Genomic DNA, 23,154 nt, shown 5'->3' on the forward strand with positions numbered 1-23,154 from the left:
TCAGGACTCCAGGGACTTGCAGTAGCGGGCGCCGGTGCACGACACCGGGGTCACGATCTGCGACTGGATCCGCCAGCGTCCGTCTTTCAGCTTCCACAGCGCGTGGTAGCTGCCATGGATTTCGATCGACTCGCCATCCTGTTGCCACGACTCCATCCAGTGGCCGCTCTCGGCGGCGAACTTCCAGCGCGGATTGCGCTCGACCCGTTCCGGGGTGAAGACCGACAGCAGGTCCGGCCGCTTCTGCACCAGGGTTTCGTAGCCGCGCACCAGGTTCTTCTTGCCGCTGATGGTGCGGGCCGGGGTGACCAGCTGCACGTCGTCGGTGACCAGCGTGCCGAGGTCGGCCATCCGCCGGTAGGCGATGAGCTGGTTGAACGCCTGGCGCTGGCGCGCGATCTCGCCGCTGGCTGGCGCCGTCTTCGGCGCCATCATCTGCGCGCACGCGCCCAACTGCATCGCGGCGGCCAGCAGGAGCAGGACGCGAATGGGTCTGGCCACGTCGCTTCCCTCCGTCATGTCGTGCGCCTCAGCGCCCGGGGCCCACGTCGATGAACTGCAGGAACTCGGCGCGGGTACGCGCATCCTCGCGGAAGCTGCCGAGCATCTTGGAGGTGATCATGCTGACGCCGCGCTTGTGCACGCCGCGCGTGGTCATGCATTCGTGCGCGCCTTCGATCACCACGCCGACGCCGCGCGGCTGCAGCACGTCCTGGATCACCTGGGCGATCTGCGCGGTCAGCTTTTCCTGCACCTGCAGGCGGCGGGCGTAGGTCTCGACCACGCGGGCGAGCTTGCTGATGCCGACCACCTTGCCGTTGGGCAGGTAGCCCACGTGCGCCTTGCCGATGATCGGCGCCATGTGGTGTTCGCAGTGGCTTTCGAACTCGATGTCGCGCAGCACGATCATCTCGTCGTAGCCCTCGACTTCCTCGAAGGTGCGCTTGAGGTACTCGGCCGGGTCGTCGCCGTAGCCGCTGAACCAGTCGCCGAACGCGGTGGCCACGCGCTTGGGCGTGTCGATCAGGCCCTCCCGGGTCGGATCGTCGCCCGCCCAGGCCAACAGGGTGCGCACGGCGGCTTCGGCCTGTTCGCGCGGGGGCTTGTCGTTGGCCATGCGGTCACCGGCAGCGGGGCCGGCCTCGTCTATCGGGGGACGGGCATCGTACTCCAGCGGCGGCCGCAGGCAGAACTGCGGGGCCTTGCCGGCCCCGCAGCGACTTTTTCAAGGGTGATTGCCAGGTGCGGCGGGCTTAACGCCCATCGTGATCCGCATCGCCCGGCATGGCGCGTTCGATGTAGTGCCAGCCGTCGCGCACGGCGCCGCGGGCTTCGTTCCAGGCCAGACGCGAGTTGGCGCGGGTGGCATCCCACTTCTGGCCGAGCTCGGCTTCGACGTCGTCGAACTTGCGGCCGCGGTACTGGCTGTAGCTGTCGTAGCCGTACTTGTAGGCCGGCTCGTAGTCGCGCCATTCGCTGCCGCTCACGTAATACGGCGCGGCGGCGTATTCCTTCTTGAAGTGCTCGGTGTATGCGGTCGGATTGACCGCCTCGGCGATCGAATCGCCGGCCTTCGCGCCAACGATGCCGCCGACCACCGCGCCGACCGCACTGCCCACCGGGCCCGCAGCCGAACCCACGGCCGCGCCCGCCACGGCACCCGTCATTGCACCCGTGCCTGCGCCGACGCTGTGGTCTTTCTTGATGTCGCTCATTAGATGGTTCTCCTGCGTTGGTAAGCCGGCGCCGGAATGGACGTCGGATGCCGGCCGCGCTAGGGAAGCACCTGTACAGTCGAGGTCAAATATCGCTGAACAGGCCTCGCGTTGTTCAGCGAGGCGCGGCGAGCCCGCCAGCGTCGTGCCGCAGGCGCCAGGCCAGACCCGATACGCGCTGCGCGTGGCGCGACAGCGCAGCCCGCAACACCGCCTCGCCGCCGGCGACATGCACCGCGCTGCGCGCGCGCGTCAACGCGGTGTAGACGAGTTCGCGCGACAGCGTGCGTGCATCCTGCCTCGGCAACTGCAGCCACACGCTGTCGTACTCGGAGCCCTGCGCCTTGTGCACGGTCATCGCGAACGCGCCGCCGTGGGCCGGCAGCGCCGCGGGATGGAAGCCACGCACCGCGCCGGCGCCGGCGAACCACGCGACCAGCTGGCCCGCGTCGTCGCGCAGGCACACGCCGATGTCGCCGTTGAACAGGCCGTGGCGGTAACTGTTCTCGGTCACCAGCAGCAGGCGGCCGTGGAAATAGGGGTCGCGCTGCGCGCCTGCGAGCGCTTCCTCGATGCGCGCGTTGATCTGCGCCGCGCCCTGCGGTCCCTCGCGCAATGCGGTGAGCACGCGCGCGCGGTCGGACAGGGCGAGCGCGTCCTGCGGTTCGGTTTGCGCGACGAGTTCGCGCCACGGCGCCAGCAATGCCTCCCGCGTCGCCGGTGCGAGCAGGTCGAAATGGTCGGCGTGGTAGCGCACGCCGGACAGCGTGCCCGCCTGCAACAGCGCGAGCGCCTGCGCCGCGTCGCCGCACCGGGCCGCGTCGGCCAGCGGCGCGAGGTCCAGCGATTGCGCCTGGCGGTAGCCGCGCTGCAGGTGGATGCGGTGGCCGTGCAGGGGCGTGGCCGCTGTCGGCACCGCCGGCGCGTCGGTGGTGGTTGCCACGGGGCCGAGCAGCGGCTGCACCGCGTGCGCGGCGTCCGCGGGCAAGGCGTCACCGGCGCCGCAGGCCGCGACGATCGCGGCAAGCACATCGCCGGCTTCCACCGAGGGCAACTGGTCGGCGTCGCCGAGCAGGACCAGGCGCGCGCCCTCGCGCACGGCTTCGACCAGCTTGCACATCAGCGGCAGGTCGACCATCGACGCTTCGTCGACCACGATGACGTCGTGCACCAACGGCTGCGTCGCGTCATGGCGGAAGCGCGGGCTGCCGGGGATCGTGCCGAGCAGGCGATGCAGCGTGCGCGCCTCGCTCGGCAAGGCCGCGAGCAGGGCGGCGTCGATGCCGGCCTGGCCGTGCAGCTGCGCGAGCGCGCGCTGCAGGCTTGCGGCCATGCGGTCGGCGGCGCGGCCGGTGGGCGCGGCCAGCGCCATGCGCAGCGGTTCGCGCCCCAGGTGCGCCGCCTGCGCGGCCAGCAGCAGGAGCAACCGCGCAATGGTGGTGGTCTTGCCGGTGCCAGGGCCCCCGGTCACCAGCAGCAGCGAACGCACGAGCGCGAGGGCGGCGGCGCGAGCCTGCGCGTCGCCTGCGCGCGCGCCGGGAAACAGGACCGAGAACAGCGGCGCCAGCGCCGCGATGCCGTCGCTGGCCGGCGTGTGCGCGGCCAGCCGCGCCAATCCGGCCGCGAGGCGGCGCTCGTATTCGCGGTAGCGCCGCAGGTAGAGCAGGTCGCCTTCCAGCACCAGCGGCGCGTCGGCCTGCGCGGCTTCCTGCGCGGCGGGCGTCGCGACCCAGCGCGACGCGCGCAGGAGCTCGCGCCACGGCGTGGGTTGCGGCAGTTCGTCGAAGCTGTCGACCAGCAGCTGCGGGCGCTGCAGGTCGAGCGCGGCGTGGCCCAAGCCGACCGCCAGCGAGGCGAGTTCCACGCCCTTCAGCACCGCCGCGTCGGTCGCGGGATCGAGCCGGCGCAGGGTGTCGGCGAGCGCGCGGTCGACGCCGCGACCAGCCGCATCCGCGTGCAGGAGGAGTTGCCGGTCCGGTTGCCGGTTCATGCGCGTCCTCCGCCGCCGAGCAGGGCGTCGACGCTGGCGACCAGCGCCGCGTCGAAGCGCGGCGCGATCACCCCGCGCTCGGGGTCGTTGCGGTCCAGGCCTCGGCAGAACAGGTAGCGCACGCCGCCGAAGTCGCGCGCATGGTCATAGTCCGCGCCGCGGCGCAGGCGCAGCCAGCGGTGCAGGGCAACCACGTACAGCAGCGCCTGCAGGTCGTACTCGCTGGCCCGCATCGCCTCGGCCAGCGTGGCCTGGTCGTAGGCGGCGAGCAGGTTCGACTTGTAGTCGAGCACGTACACGCGGCCGTCGTTGCGGTAGGTGAGGTCGATCTTGCCGTTCATCAGCCCCGACAGGCGCGGCCAGGCGCCGAAGTCGCGGCGGTCGCGGGCGATGCCATGCGCGTGCAGCAGGGCGAGCAGCGCGGCGCTGTCGGCGTCGGCGAGGGTGAAGTGGAATTCGATCTCCGCCACGCACGCGGCCGGCGCCAGCTCGCACAGGCGCCCGCCTTCGGGCAGCGGCGCATTGAGCGTGGCCGCCACCAGCCGGGCGAGTTCGCGCACGCCGTCGTCGACGCTGTCGGGCGGATAGTCCTGGCTCTGCAGCGCGGCGACCAGGACCTCGCGCTGCGCGGCGGGCGGCGCCTCGCCGGCGTGGTCGCGCCAGCGCGCGAAGTCGGCGTGCTCCAGCGCGTGGTGCACGGCGTTGCCGAAGCGTTCGCCGCGGAAACGCGGATCGACTTCCGCGAACACGGTGGGCGGGGTCGCCGCCAGCGGGCGCTCGTCCGTCGCGGGCGCCTCGTCCTGCAGCGCGTGCACTCCGTGCGGCTTCTGCCGGTGCAACTGGCTGAAGCTGTGGATCCACCAGTCGCGACGCAGCTTGCGTTCGGCCTGGCAGGCCGCGGGCGTGGCGGTGGCCGCTGCGGGTGGCAGGCGCGTGGTGTCGCCGGGGTCGGGCAGACGCGGCGTTTCGATACGGAGCACGCCATCGCCCAGCGCCGCGTGCAGCGTGGCGGCGGGACGCATGCCGCCCAGTAGCGCATGCAGCGCCGACTGTTCGTGGTTCGACACCGCGCCGCCCCACAGCCAGAGGGCCTCGCGCGCACGAGTCAGGCCGACGTACAGCAGGCGCATGTCCTCGCTGCGTTCTTCCGCGTGGTGCAGGCGGCAGGCGTCGGCCCAGGCGGGTTCGTCGCCGTGGCGGGAGTCGGTCGGCACCTGGCGCACGCGTTGGCCGCGCCACTGGTACAGCGCCATGGCGGGATCGCGGCGCGGGCGGCCGAGCGCGAGGAACGGCAGGAACACCAGCGGGAACTCCAACCCCTTGCTCGCGTGCAAAGTGAGGATCTGCACGCGACTGGCGTCGGACTCCAGCCGCGGCGTCTGTTCGAAGTCGTCCTTGTCGGCGTTGGCGATCGCGGCGCGCAGCCAGTCCACCTGGCCTTGCGGGCCGAGGCCGCGCGGCTGGGTGGCGTTGGCGCGCGCCTCCTGCAGCAGTTCGCCCAGTTGCAGGAAGCTGGTGAGCTGGCGTTCGCCGTCGACCTGCGCGAGCAGGCGCGTGGCCTGTTTCGCCAGCACGTCGGCCAGCATCGCCTGCGGGCCGTGCTGCTCCCAGCGCAACCGCCATGCGGCGAAGTCGTGCTGCATCGCCGCCAGCGCGGTGCCGTCGTCGGCGAGCGCGTGCAGGCGTGCGGCATCGAAACCGAACAGCCGCGTCGCCAGCGCCGCGCGCAGGCGGCGTTCGTCGAAGGGCGCGGCCAGCGCCAGCAGCAGGGTCAGCAGTTCGTGCGCCTGTTCGGTCTCGAACAGGCTCTGCCGCCCGGTCGCAACCGCGGGCACGCCCAGTTGCGCCAGCGCGTGGCGCACGGCGACGGCTTCGGCGTGCGCACGCACCAGCACCGCGCAGTCGCGCGCTTCGAGCGGGCGCAGCGCGCCGCCGTCGCGTCGCAGCGCGCGGCCGTCCGCGCCCATGCGCAGCAGGTCGCGGATCGCCTGCGCGCAGCCGCGCGCGAGGTGCTCGATGGCCTCGTCCTTGTTCCAGTCCTTGCCGCCCTCCATGGATGGAAGTTCGTTGAACACCAGCGCCGGTGCCGACGCGCCGTCGATGCGCAGGGCGTCGTCGTCGATGCGGCCGCCGGGGGCGATGGCGGCGAAACCGATGCCATGACCGAACGGTTGCGGTTCGCCCGCAAGCTCCGCCTTGGCGTACGCCTGCGCGAACAATGCGTTGACCGCCGCGATCAACCGGGGCCGCGAGCGGAAGTTCTCCGCCAGCGGCGGCACCGGCGTCGCGCTCGCGCCGGCGTGCTGGTAGGTGTGCACGTCGCCGCCGCGGAAGCGGTAGATCGCCTGCTTGGGGTCGCCCACCAGCAGCAGGCCGTTCGCGTCCGCGCCGCGGTCCGCGCGGCGCGCGTGTTCGCCGAACAGCCGCTCGAAGATGGTCCACTGGCGCGCGTCGGTGTCCTGGAATTCGTCGATCAGCGCGAGCGGGAACTGCCCGCGCACCGCGGCGCACAGGCGCGGGCCGTGCTCGGCATCGGTCACCGCCGCGAGCATCGCGTCGATCAGATCGTCGAAGTCGCGCTGCTGGAACGCCTGCTTGCGCGCGCGGGCGCGGTCACGGGCCTGTGCGCGCAAGGCGTGCAGGCATTGCAGGCCATGGGCTTCGCGCCACGGCGCCAGCGCCTCGCGCGCGGCGAGCAGCGCGGCGATGGCCTCGCACAGCGGTGAATCGGGCGGTTGCCGGCCCTTGTTGCAGCCGTCGGCGAGCGCGGCGCGGGTGAAGCGGTCGAGGCGCTCGTGCCATTGCGAGGGCGCGGCCTCGTGCGCGGTGGCCGTGCGCAGCCAGGCCCACAGCGATGCCACCTGGTCCGGCTTGTACTTCACGCCGCTGAGCACCTTGTCCCGCAGCGCGGCGACGATCAGGTCATGCGCGGCTTCGCCGTGCCGGGCGAAACTCTCGCGGAACGCCTGCCATGCGGCGTCCAGCGCCGGCCGGGGGTCCGCGGGTGCTTGCGCGGGCGGCAGCGGCAGCAGCGGTTCCGGTGCCAGCAGCGCGGGTAGCGCCGCAGCCAATCCGGACGGTCCGCCGTAACGCGTGCGCAGCCAGGCACTGGCGTCGGTACCTGCGTCGTCGGTGGCGGCATTCCACTCGCGCCAGAGTTCCACCGCGACCGCCTCGTGCATCTCGCGCGCGCTGGTCACCACCTCGGCGGGACGCAGCACCTGTCCGGTATCCAGCGCGTGTTCGGCCAGCACGCGCTGGCAGAAGCCGTGGATGGTGGTGATCGCAGCCTGGTCCATCTCGCGCGCGGCGCGGTCGAGGCGGCGGCGCAGCGCGCGGATGTCCTCGCGGCCATCGGCGAGCGCGTCGGACAGCAACCGGCGCAGCAACGCGGTGCCGGCGTCGCCATCGGCGTGCGCCGCGGCGTCGCCCGCGTGCCAGGACGCGGCCAGTTCGGCCGCGCGCAACAGGCGGTCGCGCACGCGTTCGTGCAGCTCCTGGGTGGCGCGGATGGTGAAGGTGACGGCGAGGATGTCGGGCACCGCGCGCCGCTCGACGATCACCGCGCGCGCGAACAGTCCCGCCAGCGTGTAGGTCTTGCCGGTGCCGGCGCTGGCCTCGATCAGGCCGAGTTCGTCGAGCGCGGTGGCGAGGACCGCCTGGCTCATGCCACGTCCTCCGGGGCGAATGCCGTGGCGTGTTCGACCGCCGCGAACACGGCGCGCGCGAGCTTCGCGAAGCGCTCGCGGCTGTCCGGATCGCCGTCGAGGAACGGATCGCGGCCGCGCAAGGCCATCTGCGTGGCGGCGCTGCGCTCCGGGCGCGCGCGCTCGCGGGAATTGAAGCTCTTGCCCGACCACAGGGCTTCGGCCGCCGCCAGGCCGTTCCGGCCGTTCGTCTCGGCGGCATGGAACGCGTAGCCGCTCTTGGGCAGGAACGGCAGCGGCTGCGCCAGCGCGTGCTCGTGCAGCGCGACCAGGGCTTCCAGCGCGGCGCGCGCCTGTTCCGGTTCGACGAGGTCGCGCGGCCGCAGGCGGGGCGGCGCGTCTTCCTTGTCCTTGTACAGCTCGAACACGGGCAGCCGCAGCAGCGAGGCCGCGAGCCAGTCGAGCCCGTGCCGCAACACGTGGCCGCCATGGCGACCCTTGGCGCGCAGGACCACGCGCAGCAGGCGCGGCGACGCGCCCGGATGCACGCCATCGAGTCGGCCGCGCAGGCGCTGCGCGGCGAGCGGCTGGTCCAGCGGCTCGCGCCGCGCGTCGGCGCCGAAGCCGCCGTCCAGCGCGGCCGCGGCGAAGGGTGCGATTTCGCCGAGCAGGTCGGCGACGATCGCCGCGCCGTCGCTGCCCGGTGCGAGCTGCGCGCGCGCCAGCAGTTCGCGTTGCAGCCGCCGCGGATCGGGCCGGCGCTGCTCGCGCAGCCAGCTCGCGAAGGTGGCTTCGCGCAGCTGGTAATGGCGCAGCGCATCGGGGCGGCCGAGCGGCTCGTGGTCGTCGCTGGTGTCCTCGTCCTCCGGCAGGCGCAGGCCGAGGCCGTCGCGCAGGTAGGCGACGTGCGGCTTGTTGAGCACGCTGCGCACGCGCTCGAGCAGGACCACGGGTTCGTCGCGGTCGGCCGGCGGCAGCCACAGGGTGGGTGGCGCGAACACCGGTTCGACCCTGGTGGCGATCACGGTGTCGGCGGCCTCGCGCCAGCGCGCATCGAAGCTGAGGCGGCGCGGATCGGCGCGGCCGTCCGGGGCCGCCGCTTCGTCCACGTGGGCGGCGCCGAACGCGGCGGGCGAGAACGGCTGCAGCGCGTGCCGCACCACCAGCGCCTCGCGCACCGCGGCGCGGGCCTTCTCGTCGCCCGCGAGGTGGCAGTCGGTGGCGGCGTCGAGCAGTTCGGCGACCACCGCGGACGGTTCGCGCCGCGAGTTGTCGCGCGGGTCCATGCCGCACCAGCTCAGGTACAGCACGCGCCCGGCGGACGCGAACAACTGCAGGAACAGGTAGCGGTCGGCGTCGCGGCGCGAGGGATCGCCGACGCGGCGCTCGCGCGTGCCCAGCTGGCGCGCCAGCAGGTTGACGCTGTCGCGGGCGTCGCGCGCCGGGAATGCGGCTTCGTCCATGCCCAGCAGGCACACGACCTGGAAGGGGATCAGCCGCATCGGCACCATGCGGCCGAAGCACACGCCACCGGACAGGAACGGCGCGCGCGCATCGCTCTCGGACAGCGCGCGGCGGAAGTGGTCGAGCACCAGCGCATGCGGCACCGGCGTGTCGAAGCCGGCCAGGGCCGCGCCGCGGGCGAAGCTGGCGATGGCCTGGTGCAGCGCCTTCAGCGCGACCGCGTCGTCCTCGTCGCCGCGCGCGAACAGGGCTTCGAGCAGGTCGTCGAGTTCGCGCGCCCAGGCCGCCGCCGGTTTCGCCTCGGCCATGCGCATGCCGGTACGGCGCAGCACGTCGAGCAGGCGCAGCAGGCCGTCGAGCGCGCGCGTGGCCTGGCCTTCCAGTTCCGGCCAGGGCGCCACGAGGTATCCATGCTCGGCTTCGATGTCCGCATCGGCCCCGGTCGCATACCCCAGCAGCAGGCGGTCGAGCGCGAATTCGAAGGTGTACGCGCCGTCCTGGAGCGTGCCGCCGGCCTGCGCGCCATGGCGGGCGCGGTCGGCCGCGTCCAGGCCCCAGCGCGCGCCCGCGGCATCGAGCCAGTCGGCCAGGGCGCCGCGTTCGTTGTCGTCGATGGCGAAGCGGCGCGCGACGGCGGGCACCGCGAGCAGGTCGAGCACGTCGCTGACGGCGAGCGCGCGCAACGGCAGGTCGAGCAGGCGCAGGAACGCAGCGGCCAGCGGCGCACTCGCCAGCGGGCTGGTGTCCGCGATGGTGTAGGGGATCTCACGCGCACTGCCCAGCGCACCGCCGAACACCGCTTCGATGTGCGGCGCGTACGCGTCGATGTCGGGGGCGAGCACGGCGATGTCGCGCGGCTGCAGGCGTTCGCCGGCATCGGGCGCTTCGGCCTCCAGCAAGGCGCGCAGCTGGTCGTGCAGGACCTGCACTTCGCGCAGGCGGGTGTGGCAGGCGTGGAACTGCAGGCTCGGGTCGCCGCGCGCGACCGTCGCGCGTGGCCACGCCGCGACCGTGGCCGGGTCCGTGTGCTGGCGCGAATCGATGTTGTCGAGCACGTCGCGCTGCAAGCGGCCCAGCAGCGTGCCGGTACCGGGTTCGACGTGCGGAGCGAGTTCGAACGCGGTCGGCACCGACTCGCCGGCGACCAGGCCGGCGACGAAGTCGCGCCCGGCCTGGCCCCACGACGCCAGCAGGCGGTTGGGGGCGTGCGCGTCGCCGCCGCCGAGGCCATCGCTCCCCAGGAATTCGTCATCGCGGGCCGGCGCATAGTCCGGCCAGCGTGCGAGGTCGCCCCAGAACGCGCGCGCCGGGGTGTGCAGGTAGAAATGCTGGATGCCGGCGCGGGCCTGGCGCGCGATCACCTGCAGCACGTCGGGCGAGATGTTCTGGCAGGCGAACACGAACAGCCGCGGCGGCAGGCCCAGCGGCACGGCGACGCGGCGCAGGTAGTCGTCGATGCGGCGGGCGCGGTGCGCGCGACCCTTGGCGATGCGCCGCCACAGCGCCGCCTGCCAGTCGCTGGCGCCGTCGCGGCGCTGTTCGCCGCGCTCCCAGTCCAGCAGCCAGTCACGGCGCCAGGCCTGGTACTTTTCGTAGGTTTCGGCCAGCGCGTTGGCCAGCGACCAGGCTTTCAGCGGATCACTGCCGCGGAGGAAGCCGGCAAGCGCCGCCGGCGGCGCGGCCTGCAACTCCCGCAGCACGTGCCAGCGCAGCGCATCCGGGGCGAGGCGGTCGGTTTCGGCGGCTGCGCCCAGGTTGCGGTCGAGGGCCAGGTCGACGAACTCGCCGGGGGTAAGGAACTGCAGGTTGGCGCAGATGCCCAACCGTTCGGCCAGCGCCTGCTGCAGCCAGCGCCGCATCGAGAACTGCGGCACCAGCACCACGTCGGGCCGCAGCCAGTCGCCGTCGGCGGGCGGCTTCGCCACTTCCTCCGCCAGCAGTCCCGCGAGCACGTCGAGGGCATTGGAGTGGTAGAGGCGGAAGTCGGGCGCGGCGGGCATCGGCGTGCATCTTGCCGGATGCGGATCGCAGCCGCTGAGACCGGGTCGCGGCCGACCTTGCGCGCCCGGCGTCTGCGACAATGCGCCGCCATCTCCCGTTCAGCCGCGCACCCCCATTCTTGCGCGCGTTTTGCCCGCGCAAGCGAACCGACTCCTTCGGCATGACCGACATCCCGCCCATCGTCCGCATCGACCATCTCCGCCTCGACCGTGGCGGCCGCACGGTGCTGCGCGACATCAGCCTGAGCGTGCCGCGCGGCAGCATCGTCGCGGTGCTGGGGCCCTCCGGCAGCGGCAAGTCGACGCTGTTGTCGGCGCTCACCGGCGAACTGCCCGCCGCCGCGGGCCGGGTCGAAGTGCTGGGCCAGGAGGTGCCGCGCTCGCAGCGCGCGCTGCTGGAACTGCGCAAGGGCATCGGCGTGCTGCTGCAGGGCAACGGCCTCCTGACCGACCTCACCGCCGCCGAGAACGTCGCCCTGCCACTGCGCATGCACACCCGGCTGCCGCCGGCGGTGATCCGCCGCCTGGTGCTGATGAAGCTGCACGCGGTCGGCCTGCGCGCCGCCGCGGATGCGTATCCGCGCGAGCTCTCCGGCGGCATGGCGCGGCGCGTCGCCCTGGCGCGCGCGCTCGCGCTGGATCCGCCACTGATGATCTACGACGAGCCGCTGACCGGCCTGGACCCGATCGCCTCGGGCGTGGTGATGGACCTGGTCAAGCGCCTCAACGATTCGCTGGGCCTGACCAGCATCATCGTCACCCACCACGTGCACGAGACCCTGCCGATCGCCGACCACGCGGTGGTGATCGCCAACGGCGGCATCGTGTTCACGGGCACGCCGAAGGAACTGGAAGCCAGCGACGATCCGCTGATCCGCCAGTTCCTCAACGGCGAACCGGACGGCCCGATCCCGTTCGAGAGCGCGGCCTTCAACAGCACCCGTCCGGAGGCCGCTTGATGCCGTTCGTTGCCGCTACCCGCGCCATCGGCCGCGCCGGGCTGTTCACCCTGTCGGTGCTGCGCGCGAGCAAGCCGACCGCCGACTTCTTCCACGAGCTGGTGCGCGAGATCTACAAGATCGGCGCGCGCACGCTGCCGATCGTGACCGTCGGTGGCGCCTTCGTCGGCCTCTCGGTGACGCTGCTGGGGTATCGCGCGCTCGACACCTACGGCGCCGCCAACCAGGTCAGCGCCATGCTCGGCCTGGGCATGTACCGCGAACTCGGGCCGGTGCTGACCGCGCTGCTGTTCATAGGCCGCGCCGGCTCCTCGATCGCCGCGGAGCTCGGCCTGATGCGCGCCACCGACCAGATCACCGCGCTCGGCCTGATGGCGATCGACCCGATCGGCAAGGCGGTGGCGCCGCGCTTCTGGGCCGCGGTGATCTCGATGCCGCTGCTGACCGCGTTCTTCTGCAGCCTGGCGATCAGCGCCGGCTACTTCGAGGCGGTGCACGTGATCGGCATCGACCAGGGCTTCTTCTGGCAGGTGCTCAAGGACAGCGTCGACTTCCACGACGACTTCCTGATGGCCTTCGTGAAGTCGGGCGTGTTCGGCGCGGTTGCCGCGCTGGTCGCCGCGCACGTGGGCTTCCATGCCGAGCCGACCATCGAGGGCACCTCGGTGGCGACCACGCAGGCAGTGGTCAACGCGTCGCTGCTGGTGCTGATGTTCAACTTCGTGATGTCCGCCCTGCTGTTCCAATGATTCCGCTCCGGCGCGTGCCGGCATTAGGTGATTTATGCGTGGTCCAAGAATCGAATTCGCCGTCGGCGCCTTCCTGCTGATCGCCCTGGGCTCGCTGCTGGTGCTGGCGCTGGCCTCGACCAACCGCAACTGGGGGTTCGGCCGCGACAGCTACAACCTGAAGGCGCGGTTCACCGCGATCGGCGCGCTGCGCCCGAACGCGCCGGTGAAGATCGCCGGCGTCGCGGTCGGCAAGGTGGCCGAGATTCAGGTCGACCCGGTTAAATACGATTCCGTCGTGACCCTGGCCATCGACAGCAAGTACAAGGACCTGCCCGGCGACACGTCCGCGGGCATCTTCACCAACGGCCTGCTCGGCGAAAGCTACATCGGCCTGACCCCGGGCGGCGATCCGGAACCGTTGAAGCCGGGCGACGAGATCTTCATGACCCAGCCCGCCGTCGACCTGATCCAGCTGGTCGGCAAGTACATGTTCTCCGGCGGTGGCAAGCCTGCGGGCGACGCCTCCGACAGCAACGCAACCGACCAATCTCCCGCCCCCACGGAAGAGCCAACGAAATGATGAAGAAGACTCTGCTTTCCCTCGCCCTCGCCGCCGCCTGCGTCGCGGCGACGCCCGCGGCGTTCGCCCAGGGTGCCGCGCAGGCCGCCGTCGCCACCAAGGCCGGCACGCCGAGCAAGCTGGTGCTCGACAACAGCTCGCGCATCCTGTCGACGCTGGAAACCCGCCGCGCCGAGTTCACCAAGAACCGCGCCGCGCTGCGCCAGTTCGTCTCGAGCGAATTCAACGCGATGTTCGACCGCGACTACGCCGCCCGCCTGGTGCTGGGCGTGCACGGCCGCGGCGCCGCCGACGGCGACGTCAAGCTGTTCGCCGACGCGCTCGCCGACAGCCTGATGAGCCGCTACGGTTCCTCGCTGCTCGACTTCAACACCCGGCTCAAGGTGCGGGTGAAGTCGGAAACCGCGCTGCCCAACGGCCGCGGCGTGCGCGTGGCCAGCGAGTTCCTGCGCCAGGGCGGCGAGCCGATCCCGGTCGATTACCTGATGCGCAACACCGGCACCGGCTGGAAGGTGTTCGACGTGATGGTCGAGGGCGTGAGCTTCGTGCAGACCTTCCGCTCGCAGTTCGACGGCCCGCTCAACCGCAAGTCGATCGCGCAGGTGGCCGCCGACCTCAAGGCCGGCAAGCTGCAGGCCGACGCCACCAAGGAATGACGCCGGCGCAGGGCGGCTGTCCGCAGTCGCCCTGCGATCGCGTCGCCATCGGCCTTCGCCCATGACCGCCACCTGCACCCGCCACGACGACACGCTGGTCTTCAGCGGCACGCTCGACCGCGCCGCGGTCGCCACGCTATGGCCGCAATTGCAGAAGACGGTCGCCGGCGCGCGTCGGTTCGACCTGAACGCGGTGTCGCGCGTGGACAGTGCCGGCCTCGCCTTGCTCGCGGAACTGGCCGCGATGGCCGGCGGTGTCGCGCTGCAGGGCGCCCCCGACGGCCTCGCCGAACTGCGTGCCGCGTATCGCCTGCAGGACGATCTTTCCTTCGCGGTCTAAACTGGCACCGCCCTGTTTGCGGTAGCGTTGCGCTGCCGTCCTCTCCCCACACTGCGACCCCCAATGCGTTCGAACGGCCTCCCCCTCGTCCTGGCCGCGCTGCTGGCGCCTGCCGCGGTCTTTGCCCAGACGGCGCCCGCGCCGCAGGACCCGAATGCCGCCGCCGTCGAAACGACGGGCGAGCAGCCGCCGCTGCCGGCGGCGGACGTCCAGGACCCAGCGTCGCCGCCGGAAGCCGCCAGCACCGAGGCCGCAGCGCCCGTGCCGGCTCCTGCGGTGACCGCCGAACCCGCACCAGCCGCGGACGGCGCGGCGGCGCCCGAACCGGTGGTTGCCGCGCCGCCCACCACTGAAGCCGGTACCGCCGACGCCACCGCCGCGACGGCGCCGGCCGCAAGCGACCAGGCCGACGCCGAGCAGGCCTTCTCCGACATCTACGGCACCCAGGACTACGGCGATCCCAACCTGCCGGCCGCCGCGCAGATGCCCGGCACCTTCGATCCGTGGGAGAAGTACAACCGCCGCATGCACCGCTTCAACAACGCGGTCGACCGGCGCATCGCCAAGCCGCTCGCGCGCGGCTACGTGAAGGTGGTGCCGCGGCCGGTGCGCCTGGGCGTGAGCAACTTCTTCAACAACCTCGGCCAGCCGTTGACCATGGTCAACAGCCTGCTGCAGGGCAAGCCCAAGCAGGCCGGACAGTCGCTGGGCCGCTTCCTGCTCAACTCGACGGTCGGCATCGCCGGGATCTTCGATCCGGCCACGCGCGCGAAGATCCCGCAGAAGAGCGAGGACTTCGGCCAGACGCTCGGCGTGTGGGGCTGGAAGCGCTCGCGCTATTTCGAACTGCCGCTGTTTGGCCCGCGCACCGTGCGCGACGTGTTCGGCATGGCCGGTGACGCGCCCCTGAGCCCGCTGCGCCAGGTCGAAGCCGACCGCATCCGCGTCCCGCTGCAGGGCCTGCAGCTGGTCGACATGCGCTCGCAGCTGCTGTCGACCGACTCGCTGCGCGAAGGCGCGGAAGACGACTACACGCTGGTGCGCGACGCCTGGTCGCAGCGCCGCGATTACCAGATCTTCGGCGACCGCACCAAGCACGACGGCCGCGACCTGCCGGACTACCTGCAGGAAGAAGAAGACGATTCGACCGTGCCGGTGGATGCGATGCCGGTGGTGGTGCCCAACAACGGCTGACGGCGGTCCGTCCGTTGGCGACGAGGGCCCGGGACGCACGCGTACCCGGGCTCTTTCGTTTACGCCGGCCGCCGCCTGCGCCGTTTTTTGCTTACGGCGCTTCCTCGTCCAGCACCTCGAGCTCACTGCCGAGCAGGCGCTGGCTGTCCTCCAGCGGCAGCGCCTCCACCTCGCGCAGCTTGCGCGTCAGCACGCGCGTGCGCTTGCCGGTTTCCTCGATCTTGTTGCTCGCTTCCTGCAGCTTCTTCTGCACCGAATCGAGCACCGCGCCGAACTTGCCGAACTCGGTCTTGACCGCGCCGAGCGTGCGCCAGACCTCGCTGGAGCGCTCCTGGATCGCCAGGGTGCGGAAGCCCATCTGGAAGCTGGTCATCAGCGCCAGCAGCGTGGTCGGCCCGGCCACGGCGATGCGCTGGTCGCGCTGCAGCGCGTCCACCAGGCCGGGGCGGCGCAGGGTCTCGGCGTACAGGCCTTCGGTCGGCAGGAACAGGATCGCGAATTCGGTGGTGTGCGGCGGCGCGACGTACTTCTTGCGGATGCGCGCGGCTTCCTCGCGCACGCGCCGTTCCAGCGCGTCGCCGGCGGCGTGCGCGGCCGGCACGTCGCCGCGCTCCTGCGCGTCGAGCAGGCGCTCGTAGTCCTCGCGCGGGAACTTGGCGTCGATCGGCAGCCACACCGGCGCCTCGCCGCTGGAGCCTGGGAAGCGCACGGCGAACTCGACGCGTTCGGCGCTGCCGGGGACCGTGGCCACGTTCGCCGCGTACTGGTCGGGCGCGAACACTTGTTCGAGCAGGCCGGCGAGCTGCACTTCGCCGAACACGCCGCGCGACTTCACGTTGCTCAGCACGCGCTGCAGGCCGCCCACGTCGGCGGCCAGGCGGTTCATGTCGCCCAGGCCCTGGTGCACCTGCGCGAGCATCGCCGCGACGTGGCCGAACTTCTCGCTCAAGCGCGCCTCCAACGTGTCGTGCAGCTTCTCGTCGACGGTGGCGCGCATCTGCTCGAGCTTGGCGGCGTTGTCCTGCTGCAGCTCGCGCAGCTTCTGCTCGAGCGTGGCGCGCATCTCGCCGATGCGCTGCTCGTTGTTGCGGGTCAGCTCGCCGACGCGGGCGTCGAGCGCGGCGGCGAAATCCTTCAGCGCCAGCGCGGTTTCCTGGCGCGCCTTGCGCGCGTCCTCGGTCAGGGCCTCGCGCAGGTCTTCCAGGCGCTGGTCGGTGCGCCCGGCGGCCTCGTTGAGGCGGCCGGCGAAGGCGTCGATGCGCCGCTCCTGCTGGGTCGAGAAGCTGTCCAGCTGTTCGCGCAGCTCGCTGCGGCCCTCGCGTTGTTCCTCGCGGAGCGCCTGCTGCAGGGTGGCGTCGGGCCGGCGCAGCATGAGCAGGACAAGCAGCACGATGGCCGCGAGCACGGCGACGAGCAGCAGCGTAAGAAGCAGGGATTCGGACATGCCGCCAGTGTAGCGGCCCGGGTCGCAGCACATGAGACCCGCCCGCGGCGCGGGTATGCTCCGACCTCGGCGCACATTCAGGAGATTCAGGATGACCACGCACCAGGGAAGTTGCCACTGCGGCACGGTGGCCTTCGAAGTGGACGGCGACATCGACAGCGGGCTCAGCTGCAACTGCTCGATCTGCCAGCGCAAGGGCGCGCTGCTGTGGTTCGTGCCGCGCGCGGAGCTGCGGGTGACCCGCGGCGAGGACGCGCTGGCGACCTACACCTTCAACAAGCACGTCATCCGCCACCGCTTCTGCCCGACCTGCGGCATGCATCCGTTCGGCGAGGGCACCGATCCCAAGGGCAACGCGGTGGCGGCGATCAACCTGCGCTGCCTCACCGATATCGAGCTGGAGTCGGTGCCGGTGCACCACTACGACGGCCGCTCGAAGTGAGCCGGCCGTAACAGCGCCAGCGCGACTGGAACTCAGTCAAGGAAGCAGGATCCGCTGCGGGTGCGCGTACAGGTTGAGCGCATCGCCGCGCGCGAACGCCGCCAGGGTGATGCCGGCGGCCTGCGCGGTGCGGATCGCCAGGTCGGTCGGCGCCGAGATCGCGACCACGATGCCCAGGCCTGCGACCGCGGCCTTGTAGACGATCTCGTAGGACGCGCGCGAGGTGATGACGACGAAGCCCTGCGCCGGATCGCGCCCGTCGCGCAGCAGCGCGCCGATCAGCTTGTCCAGCGCGTTGTGGCGGCCGACGTCCTCGCGCACGAGCAGCCCCCGCGCATCGGCGAAGCCGGCGGCATGCACGCCGCCGCTGCGGGCGTTCAACGGCTGCTGCGCCGCCAGGGCGTCGAGCGCCGCGTGCACCTGCGCCAGTGCGACCGCTTGCGGCTCGCGCACGCGCGGCACCGGCCGCAGCGCATCCTGCAGCGCCTCGATCCCGCACAGGCCGCACCCGCTGCGGCCTTCCAGATTGCGTCGCCGCTGCAGGGCGTCGTAGCGCGCCTGCGGGATCGCCGCGTGGAGGGCGACGCCGGCCTCGCCCTGCACCACGTCGACCAGGCGGAATTCGTCGGCGCTGGCGACCACGCCTTCGCTCAGCGCGAAGCCGAGCGCGAAATCCTCGAGGTCGCAGGGCGTGGCCATCATCACCGCGAACGGCTCGCCGTTGCACAGCAGCGCGACCGGGGTTTCGACCACCGCCGTGTCCTCGTGCTCGGCGTGCGCGTGCGCCTGCACCCGCAACGCGCGCACGCGGGCCAGTGCGTCGCTCATGCGCTCGCGCACAGGCGCCGGCCCTTCGCGCTCAGCCACAGCAGGGTGCGGCCGCCGTCTTCGCGCTGCTCGACCAGGTCGAGGCCGTCGAAGCGCGGGTCCGGCCCGAGGGCGGTGAGCAGGCGCTGCAGCTCGCTCAGGCTCAGGTCCATGCGCTTGGCGACGCGATGGATCGACTGGCCGTCTTCCGCCGCCAGCAGTTGCAGCAGCGCCAGGGCGCGCTCCTCGCTCATGGCGCCCGCTTGCGCAGGCGCACCGGGATCGACTTCGAGGCCGGCGTGCGCGCGCGTTCGGCGTAGCTGTCGAGCGGCACCAGCGGGTTGGTTTCGGGGAAATACGCGGCCAGGCAGCCGGGCGGAATGTCGTAGCGGACCAGGCGGAAGTCGTGCGCCTCGCGTTCCTGCACCTGCGCGCCCTCGCGCCACACCGACACCAGGTCGACGTGCTCGCCGTCGCTGAAACCGAGCCGCTGCAGGTCCTGCGGCGAGATGAAGCAGACCCGGCGCAGGCCGTGCACGCCGCGGTAGCGGTCGTCGAAGCCGTACACGGTGGTGTTGTACTGGTCGTGCGAACGCACCGTCATCAGCGTGAGCAGCTCGTCGCCCCAGGACGTCGCGGCGGCCAGCGGATGAGCGAGGAAGTGCGCGCGGCCGTCGCGCGTGGGGAAGGCGCGTTCGCGGTTGGGATGGTGCAGATGGAAGCCGCCGGCGGTGCGCACGCGTTCGTTGAAGCCCTCGAAGCCGTCGACCACGCGCGCGATGCGCTCGCGGATGCGGTCGTAGTCCTCGACCAGCGCCAGCCACGGCGTGCGGCTGTGCGGCAGCGTCGCCGCGGCCAGGCGCGCGACGATCGCCGGCTCCGACAGCAGCTGCTCCGACGCCGGCGGATTCATCCCGGCCGACAGGTGCACCATGCTCATCGAGTCCTCGACCGTCACCGCCTGCGGCCCCGCGGCCTGCACGTCGATCTCGGTGCGGCCCAGGCACGGCAGGATCAGCGCGTCGCGGCCGTGCACCAGGTGCGAACGGTTGAGCTTGGTGCTGACCTGCACGGTCAGCGTGCAGTTGCGCAGCGCCGCCTGGGTCTGCACGGTGTCCGGCGTGGCCGTGGCGAAGTTGCCGCCGAGGGCGAAGAACACCTTGCCGCGGCCGTCGCGCATCGCCGCGATCGCGTCGAGCGTGTCGAAGCCGTGCGCGCGCGGCGGGGCGAAGGCGAACTCCGCGCCCAGCCTGTCGAGGAACGCGTCGGCCGGCTTCTCGTAGATGCCCATCGTGCGGTCGCCCTGCACGTTGGAGTGGCCGCGCACCGGGCACGGCCCGGCGCCGGGCTTGCCGACGTTGCCGCGCAGCAGCAGCAGGTTGCCGAGCATCTGGATCGTGGCCACGCTGCGGTGGTGCTGGGTGATGCCCATGCCCCAGCAGAAGATCGTCGCGTCGCTGTCGATGTACAGCTGCGCGGCGTGTTCGAGCTGGTCGCGGGTGAGGCCGGACTCGCGTTCGAGCTCGTCCCACTCCAGCGCGCGCACGCTGGCGGCGAACAATTCGTAGCCGTGGGTGTGCGCGGCGATGAACGCGGCGTCGATCGCGTCGCGTTCGACCACGACCTTGGCCATCGCCATCGCTACCGCCAGGTCGCCGCCGATGCGTGGCTGGTAGTAGTCCGAGGCGATGCGCACGCCGGCGCCGCCGGGGCGCATGTCGCTCGGCGACTTCGGGTCGGCGAAGCGCTCCAGGCCGCGCTCGCGCAGCGGGTTGAAGACGACGATGCGGCAGCCGCGTCTTGACGCCTCGCGCAGTTCGCCGAGCATGCGCGGGTGGTTGGTGCCCGGGTTCTGGCCGAAGATGAAGATCGCTTCGGCCTGTTCGAAGTCCTGCAGCAGCACCGAGCCCTTGCCGCTGCCCAACTGTTCGATCAACGCGACCCCGGACGGCTCGTGGCACATGTTCGAGCAGTCGGGCAGGTTGTTGGTGCCGAACTCGCGCACGAACAGCTGGTACAGGAACGCGGCCTCATTGGAGGCGCGGCCGGAGGTGTAGAAGATCGCCTCGTCCGGCGAGGCCAGCGCATTGAGCGCGGCGGCGATCGTGGCGAAGGCATCGTCCCAGCCGAGCGGCAGGTAGCGGTCGCTGGCGGCGTCGTAGCGCATCGGCTCGGTGAGCCGCCCCTGCGCCTCGAGGAAGTGGTCGTCCTGCGCCAGCAGTTCGGTCACCGTGTGCGTGGCGAAGAATTCGCCGGTGACGCGCTTGGCGGTGGCTTCGTTGGCGACCGCCTTGACCCCGTTCTCGCAGAACTCGAAGGTCGAGTGCGCGTTGCGGTCGGGCCAGGCGCAGCCGGGGCAGTCGAAGCCGCTGGGCTGGTTGGTGCGCAGCAGCGTGTTCGCGCCCTTGATCCCGACCTGCTGCTCGCGCAGGGCGTGCCAGGAACTCTTCAGCGCGTCCCAGCCGCCGGCGGGCTTGAGGTAGACGTCGATGGACTTGCGCTGGGACATGCGACGCCGGCGTGAACGGTACGTGGCGATTCTAGCGCCGTGGTGCGTGGGCGGCGTTTCCGGCGCCGTTGCCGCGCGCGACGTTCATGCGCTCCGCACGCGCATTGAACGATGCTGTGTGCATGGACTCGATGACGCAGCTGCCGATGACGCCGTATCGCAACCGCAGCGGCGGTTCGGGCATCGCCGCGTACGCGGTGCTGGACGAGGACATCGTGGTCGAGTTCACCGACGGCTCGCGCGTTCGCTATGGCGCCAGCCGTCCCGGCCGCCACCACGTCGGCCAGATGAAATCGCTGGCGATGAGCGGGCGCGGCCTGGGCAAGTACATCGACCGCTACGTGCGCGAGAAGTACGAGGAGCGGTTGTGAACCGGCGCCGCGATCCCGCGCACCGCGTTCAGTCCAGCACGCGGCAGAACACCGCCTTGAGGTAACGCGACTCCGGCACCTGGGCGAGGAACGGATGGTCGGCGCCGGCCCCGGCGATCTTCAGCACCTGCACCGTGCGGCCGGCGTAGAAAGCGGCCCGGCGCAGCATGTCGAGGAACTGGTCCTCGCTGACCAGACCCGTGCACGAGAACGTGGCGAACAGCCCGCCCGGCTTGACCACGCCGAGCGCGAGCTTGTTCATGTCCAGGTACTTCTTCAGCGCGCTGATCACCTGCTCGCGATCGCGGGTCATCTTCGCCGGGTCGAGGATCACCACGTCGTAGAGGTCGCCGCGCTGCCCGGCGTCGCGCAGCCACGGGAAGATGTCGGCCTGGACGAAGCGCGGGCGCACGTTGTTCAACTTCGCGTTGCCCTTGGCGATCTCGATCACCGCCTCGTCGATGTCGATGCCGGTGACCTCGCTGGCGCCGCGCGCCGCCGCATAGACCGCGAAGCCGCCGGTGTTGCAGCACAGGTCGAGCACGCGCTTGCCCTCGACCTGCTGGCTGAGCCACTGCCGGTTCTCGCGCTGGTCGGCGAAGAAGCCGGTCTTGTGCGCGCCCGCCGGATCGGCCCGGAACTTCACCCCGTACTCGCTGATGACCGCCGGCTGCGCCGGTTCGGAGCCGCGGAAGTCGAACGACTCCTGCTTCTGCACGTGCTCGTCGGCGGAGGCGTGGAAACGGCAACCGGGGAAGTGCTGCTTCAGGGCGGCGTAGATCCATTCGCGGTAGCGGAACGCGCCGGCGCTGAAGAACTCGACCACCAGCAGGTCCGCATAACGGTCGACGACCAGGCCGCTGATACCGTCGCCCTCGCTGTGCACGACGCGCCAGGCGTCGCTGACCGCATCGAGCTTGAGCACCTCGCGGCGCAGCGCGACCGCCTCGCCGATCTTGCGCGCGAACCAGGCGGCATCGACGGCCACGTCGGGATCGCGCTCGAGGATGCGCAGGGCGATGCGCGAGTGGCCGTTGTAGAAGCCGCGGCCGATCCAGACCCCGTCGACACCGACCACGTCGACGATCTGGCCGGACTTGGGGCGCGTCGCGGGCTTGTCGACCAGGCGCTGGAAGATCCAGGGGTGGGTGGAGTTCCAGGCGTTCTTGAGACGGACGGTGGGATTGGGTTCGGGCGTATTCATCGCGGCATTTTACGCGGTGGGCCGCAGGTGCCCCGGGTGCCGGCGCGAGGAAACGCCCGCAGCGGCGGTTTCCGGCACGATGGAACGGGTTGGGGTCTTCTGCAGACGGCTGTTCTGCGCGGCGCGGCTCCCGCGCGTTGCGGTAGTTGCGGCCACGGTTCCATCGCGGCGCGACGCGGGATGGTTTGTCCCGGCCGGCCGCCCTTGCATCGGCGCCCCGGCGCCGCCACTGCAATCGCATGCACCTGCCCACTCCCGAACTCCCCGCCGATACCCCGGCCCAGCGCGCGCGCGACCGCCGGCGGCTGCTGCGCGCCTTCAACCTGAGCTTCGCCTTCGTGCTCGCGCTGGGCGCGGTGTTCCTCGCCCAGCCGGCCTTCGACGTGGCCGTCTGGACGGTGCAGCCGCATGCCTGGACCGGGCTGACCGGGGTGCTGACCGGGCCGCTGCTGCACGGCTCGGTCGAGCATTTCGCCGCCAATGCGATCTCGCTGCTGTTGCTGGGCACGCTCGCCGGGGCGGTATACCCGCGCGCCACCCTGCGCGCACTGCCCTTGCTGTGGCTGGGCTCGGGCTTGGGTGCCTGGCTGCTCGGCGAGGCCGGGTCACGCCACCTGGGCGCCAGCGGCCTGACCCATGGCCTGATGTTCCTGCTCCTCGGCCTGGGCCTGCTGCGCCGCGACCGGCCGTCGGTGGCGGCGGCGATGATCGCGTTCTTTCTCTACGGCGGCATGCTGCTGACCGTGCTGCCGCGCGAAGCCGGGGTGTCCTGGCAGGCGCACCTGGGCGGCGCCCTGGCCGGCGTGGTCGCGGCCTGGCTGTTCCGGCGCAGCGACCCGCTGCCGCCGCGGCGCCGCTACAGCTGGGAAATCGAGGAGGAGCTCGAGCGCGAGGCCGCCCAAGCCGAGCGCGACGAACTGGAGCCGCGCAGCCCGGCGGACGTGCCGGTGCTGTGGGACCGCCCGCCACCGGTCGAACGTGGCGTAGTCCTGCGCTTCCGTCCGCCGCGGTGAGCAGGGCCCCCTGTGCGGGGTTTGGCGGTTCCGTTAACGGAAATTTGACAAGCCTGAAGGCTCGCGGCACCGTGTCGCAGCCCCGATT

General features: G+C 71.8%; 20 protein-coding genes. 9 read left to right on the top strand and 11 right to left on the bottom strand.

The window, feature by feature from the left end:
- The 6 genes from BP05_RS11200 to recC all read right to left on the bottom strand — a co-directional run bounded on the left by BP05_RS11200 (nucleotide 1) and on the right by recC (nucleotide 10,816).
- On the bottom strand, nucleotides 1-501 hold the full coding sequence (locus BP05_RS11200; RefSeq protein WP_496363420.1) for a nuclear transport factor 2 family protein: 501 nt from the start codon (nucleotides 499-501) through the stop codon (nucleotides 1-3).
- Between the two features lie 28 nt (nucleotides 502-529).
- Nucleotides 530-1,117 carry a GTP cyclohydrolase I FolE gene (folE, locus tag BP05_RS11205; RefSeq protein WP_496363422.1) on the bottom strand — a complete coding sequence of 196 codons (588 nt, stop codon included), beginning with the start codon at nucleotides 1,115-1,117 and terminating at the stop codon, nucleotides 530-532.
- A 136-nt stretch (nucleotides 1,118-1,253) separates the two neighbouring features.
- Nucleotides 1,254-1,715, bottom strand: a complete 462-nt coding sequence (locus tag BP05_RS11210; protein WP_496363424.1) for a hypothetical protein — start codon at nucleotides 1,713-1,715, stop codon at nucleotides 1,254-1,256.
- Between the two features lie 115 nt (nucleotides 1,716-1,830).
- Nucleotides 1,831-3,705 (bottom strand): exodeoxyribonuclease V subunit alpha, encoded by a 1,875-nt coding sequence (recD, locus tag BP05_RS11215; protein ID WP_496363426.1) that lies wholly within the window; start codon nucleotides 3,703-3,705, stop codon nucleotides 1,831-1,833.
- Nucleotides 3,702-7,373 carry a UvrD-helicase domain-containing protein gene (locus tag BP05_RS11220; RefSeq protein ID WP_496363428.1) on the bottom strand — a complete coding sequence of 1,224 codons (3,672 nt, stop codon included), beginning with the start codon at nucleotides 7,371-7,373 and terminating at the stop codon, nucleotides 3,702-3,704. Before BP05_RS11220 ends, recD begins: the two co-directional genes overlap by 4 nt.
- Nucleotides 7,370-10,816: an exodeoxyribonuclease V subunit gamma gene (gene recC, locus BP05_RS11225; RefSeq protein ID WP_496363430.1), complete on the bottom strand. Its 3,447-nt coding sequence runs from the start codon at nucleotides 10,814-10,816 to the stop codon at nucleotides 7,370-7,372. The genes BP05_RS11220 and recC overlap by 4 nt, the downstream gene beginning before the upstream one ends.
- A gap of 161 nt (nucleotides 10,817-10,977) precedes the next feature.
- On the opposite strand from recC, the gene BP05_RS11230 reads away from it, so the two are divergent.
- The 6 genes from BP05_RS11230 to BP05_RS11255 all read left to right on the top strand — a co-directional run bounded on the left by BP05_RS11230 (nucleotide 10,978) and on the right by BP05_RS11255 (nucleotide 15,276).
- Nucleotides 10,978-11,775 (top strand): ABC transporter ATP-binding protein, encoded by a 798-nt coding sequence (locus tag BP05_RS11230; RefSeq protein WP_496363432.1) that lies wholly within the window; start codon nucleotides 10,978-10,980, stop codon nucleotides 11,773-11,775.
- Nucleotides 11,775-12,524 (top strand): MlaE family lipid ABC transporter permease subunit, encoded by a 750-nt coding sequence (locus BP05_RS11235; protein ID WP_496363434.1) that lies wholly within the window; start codon nucleotides 11,775-11,777, stop codon nucleotides 12,522-12,524. The genes BP05_RS11230 and BP05_RS11235 overlap by 1 nt, the downstream gene beginning before the upstream one ends.
- A gap of 34 nt (nucleotides 12,525-12,558) precedes the next feature.
- The gene (gene mlaD, locus BP05_RS11240; protein WP_496363436.1) at nucleotides 12,559-13,086 is read left to right on the top strand and encodes an outer membrane lipid asymmetry maintenance protein MlaD; all 528 of its coding nucleotides are present in this window, start codon (nucleotides 12,559-12,561) and stop codon (nucleotides 13,084-13,086) included.
- Nucleotides 13,086-13,742 carry an MlaC/ttg2D family ABC transporter substrate-binding protein gene (locus tag BP05_RS11245; RefSeq protein WP_496363438.1) on the top strand — a complete coding sequence of 219 codons (657 nt, stop codon included), beginning with the start codon at nucleotides 13,086-13,088 and terminating at the stop codon, nucleotides 13,740-13,742. The genes mlaD and BP05_RS11245 overlap by 1 nt, the downstream gene beginning before the upstream one ends.
- Nucleotides 13,743-13,803: 61 nt before the next feature.
- Entirely contained in the window at nucleotides 13,804-14,082 is a 279-nt protein-coding gene (locus BP05_RS11250; protein WP_496363440.1) for an STAS domain-containing protein, read from the top strand.
- 63 nt (nucleotides 14,083-14,145) lie between these two features.
- Nucleotides 14,146-15,276: an MlaA family lipoprotein gene (locus BP05_RS11255; RefSeq protein ID WP_496363442.1), complete on the top strand. Its 1,131-nt coding sequence runs from the start codon at nucleotides 14,146-14,148 to the stop codon at nucleotides 15,274-15,276.
- Nucleotides 15,277-15,367: 91 nt separating this feature from the next.
- Here the strand turns inward: BP05_RS11255 and BP05_RS11260 are convergent, their stop codons facing one another.
- Nucleotides 15,368-16,720: a DNA recombination protein RmuC gene (locus tag BP05_RS11260; RefSeq protein WP_496363444.1), complete on the bottom strand. Its 1,353-nt coding sequence runs from the start codon at nucleotides 16,718-16,720 to the stop codon at nucleotides 15,368-15,370.
- Between the two features lie 91 nt (nucleotides 16,721-16,811).
- On the opposite strand from BP05_RS11260, the gene BP05_RS11265 reads away from it, so the two are divergent.
- Nucleotides 16,812-17,162, top strand: a complete 351-nt coding sequence (locus BP05_RS11265) for a GFA family protein (RefSeq protein ID WP_496363446.1) — start codon at nucleotides 16,812-16,814, stop codon at nucleotides 17,160-17,162.
- Between the two features lie 36 nt (nucleotides 17,163-17,198).
- Here the strand turns inward: BP05_RS11265 and fdhD are convergent, their stop codons facing one another.
- From fdhD to BP05_RS11280, 3 genes are read right to left on the bottom strand one after another with little or no spacing between them, the layout of a single operon-like run.
- Nucleotides 17,199-17,990 carry a formate dehydrogenase accessory sulfurtransferase FdhD gene (gene fdhD / locus BP05_RS11270; RefSeq protein WP_496363448.1) on the bottom strand — a complete coding sequence of 264 codons (792 nt, stop codon included), beginning with the start codon at nucleotides 17,988-17,990 and terminating at the stop codon, nucleotides 17,199-17,201.
- Nucleotides 17,987-18,223 (bottom strand): helix-turn-helix domain-containing protein, encoded by a 237-nt coding sequence (locus BP05_RS11275; RefSeq protein WP_496363450.1) that lies wholly within the window; start codon nucleotides 18,221-18,223, stop codon nucleotides 17,987-17,989. Before BP05_RS11275 ends, fdhD begins: the two co-directional genes overlap by 4 nt.
- Complete coding sequence (locus tag BP05_RS11280; protein ID WP_496363452.1) at nucleotides 18,220-20,478, bottom strand: FdhF/YdeP family oxidoreductase; 2,259 nt, start codon at nucleotides 20,476-20,478, stop codon at nucleotides 18,220-18,222. The genes BP05_RS11275 and BP05_RS11280 overlap by 4 nt, the downstream gene beginning before the upstream one ends.
- A 122-nt stretch (nucleotides 20,479-20,600) precedes the next feature.
- On the opposite strand from BP05_RS11280, the gene BP05_RS11285 reads away from it, so the two are divergent.
- Complete coding sequence (locus tag BP05_RS11285) at nucleotides 20,601-20,849, top strand: hypothetical protein (protein ID WP_496363455.1); 249 nt, start codon at nucleotides 20,601-20,603, stop codon at nucleotides 20,847-20,849.
- Between the two features lie 28 nt (nucleotides 20,850-20,877).
- Here BP05_RS11285 and BP05_RS11290 read toward each other — a convergent pair whose 3' ends face one another.
- Nucleotides 20,878-22,053 (bottom strand): class I SAM-dependent rRNA methyltransferase, encoded by a 1,176-nt coding sequence (locus BP05_RS11290; protein ID WP_496363457.1) that lies wholly within the window; start codon nucleotides 22,051-22,053, stop codon nucleotides 20,878-20,880.
- Nucleotides 22,054-22,298: 245 nt separating this feature from the next.
- Here BP05_RS11290 and BP05_RS11295 point away from each other — a divergent pair, with 245 nt between their 5' ends.
- Entirely contained in the window at nucleotides 22,299-23,066 is a 768-nt protein-coding gene (locus tag BP05_RS11295; RefSeq protein WP_496363824.1) for a rhomboid family intramembrane serine protease, read from the top strand.
- Nucleotides 23,067-23,154 lie beyond the last annotated feature (88 nt).

Source organism: Lysobacter oryzae DSM 21044 (assembly GCF_059568595.1).

Bases quoted from the DNA above. Each gene is read 5' to 3' on its own strand.
- BP05_RS11210 (WP_496363424.1), bottom strand. From the start codon at position 1,715: ATGAGCGACATCAAGAAAGACCACAGCGTCGGCGCAGGCACGGGTGCA.
- BP05_RS11265 (WP_496363446.1), top strand. From the start codon at position 16,812: ATGACCACGCACCAGGGAAGTTGCCACTGCGGCACGGTGGCCTTCGAA.
- BP05_RS11250 (WP_496363440.1), top strand. From the start codon at position 13,804: ATGACCGCCACCTGCACCCGCCACGACGACACGCTGGTCTTCAGCGGC.
- fdhD (WP_496363448.1), bottom strand. From the start codon at position 17,990: ATGAGCGACGCACTGGCCCGCGTGCGCGCGTTGCGGGTGCAGGCGCAC.
- BP05_RS11290 (WP_496363457.1), bottom strand. From the start codon at position 22,053: ATGAATACGCCCGAACCCAATCCCACCGTCCGTCTCAAGAACGCCTGG.
- BP05_RS11260 (WP_496363444.1), bottom strand. From the start codon at position 16,720: ATGTCCGAATCCCTGCTTCTTACGCTGCTGCTCGTCGCCGTGCTCGCG.
- BP05_RS11255 (WP_496363442.1), top strand. From the start codon at position 14,146: ATGCGTTCGAACGGCCTCCCCCTCGTCCTGGCCGCGCTGCTGGCGCCT.
- recD (WP_496363426.1), bottom strand. From the start codon at position 3,705: ATGAACCGGCAACCGGACCGGCAACTCCTCCTGCACGCGGATGCGGCT.
- BP05_RS11230 (WP_496363432.1), top strand. From the start codon at position 10,978: ATGACCGACATCCCGCCCATCGTCCGCATCGACCATCTCCGCCTCGAC.
- BP05_RS11220 (WP_496363428.1), bottom strand. From the start codon at position 7,373: ATGAGCCAGGCGGTCCTCGCCACCGCGCTCGACGAACTCGGCCTGATC.
- BP05_RS11245 (WP_496363438.1), top strand. From the start codon at position 13,086: ATGAAGAAGACTCTGCTTTCCCTCGCCCTCGCCGCCGCCTGCGTCGCG.
- folE (WP_496363422.1), bottom strand. From the start codon at position 1,117: ATGGCCAACGACAAGCCCCCGCGCGAACAGGCCGAAGCCGCCGTGCGC.
- BP05_RS11275 (WP_496363450.1), bottom strand. From the start codon at position 18,223: ATGAGCGAGGAGCGCGCCCTGGCGCTGCTGCAACTGCTGGCGGCGGAA.
- BP05_RS11235 (WP_496363434.1), top strand. From the start codon at position 11,775: ATGCCGTTCGTTGCCGCTACCCGCGCCATCGGCCGCGCCGGGCTGTTC.
- BP05_RS11285 (WP_496363455.1), top strand. From the start codon at position 20,601: ATGGACTCGATGACGCAGCTGCCGATGACGCCGTATCGCAACCGCAGC.
- BP05_RS11280 (WP_496363452.1), bottom strand. From the start codon at position 20,478: ATGTCCCAGCGCAAGTCCATCGACGTCTACCTCAAGCCCGCCGGCGGC.
- mlaD (WP_496363436.1), top strand. From the start codon at position 12,559: ATGCGTGGTCCAAGAATCGAATTCGCCGTCGGCGCCTTCCTGCTGATC.
- recC (WP_496363430.1), bottom strand. From the start codon at position 10,816: ATGCCCGCCGCGCCCGACTTCCGCCTCTACCACTCCAATGCCCTCGAC.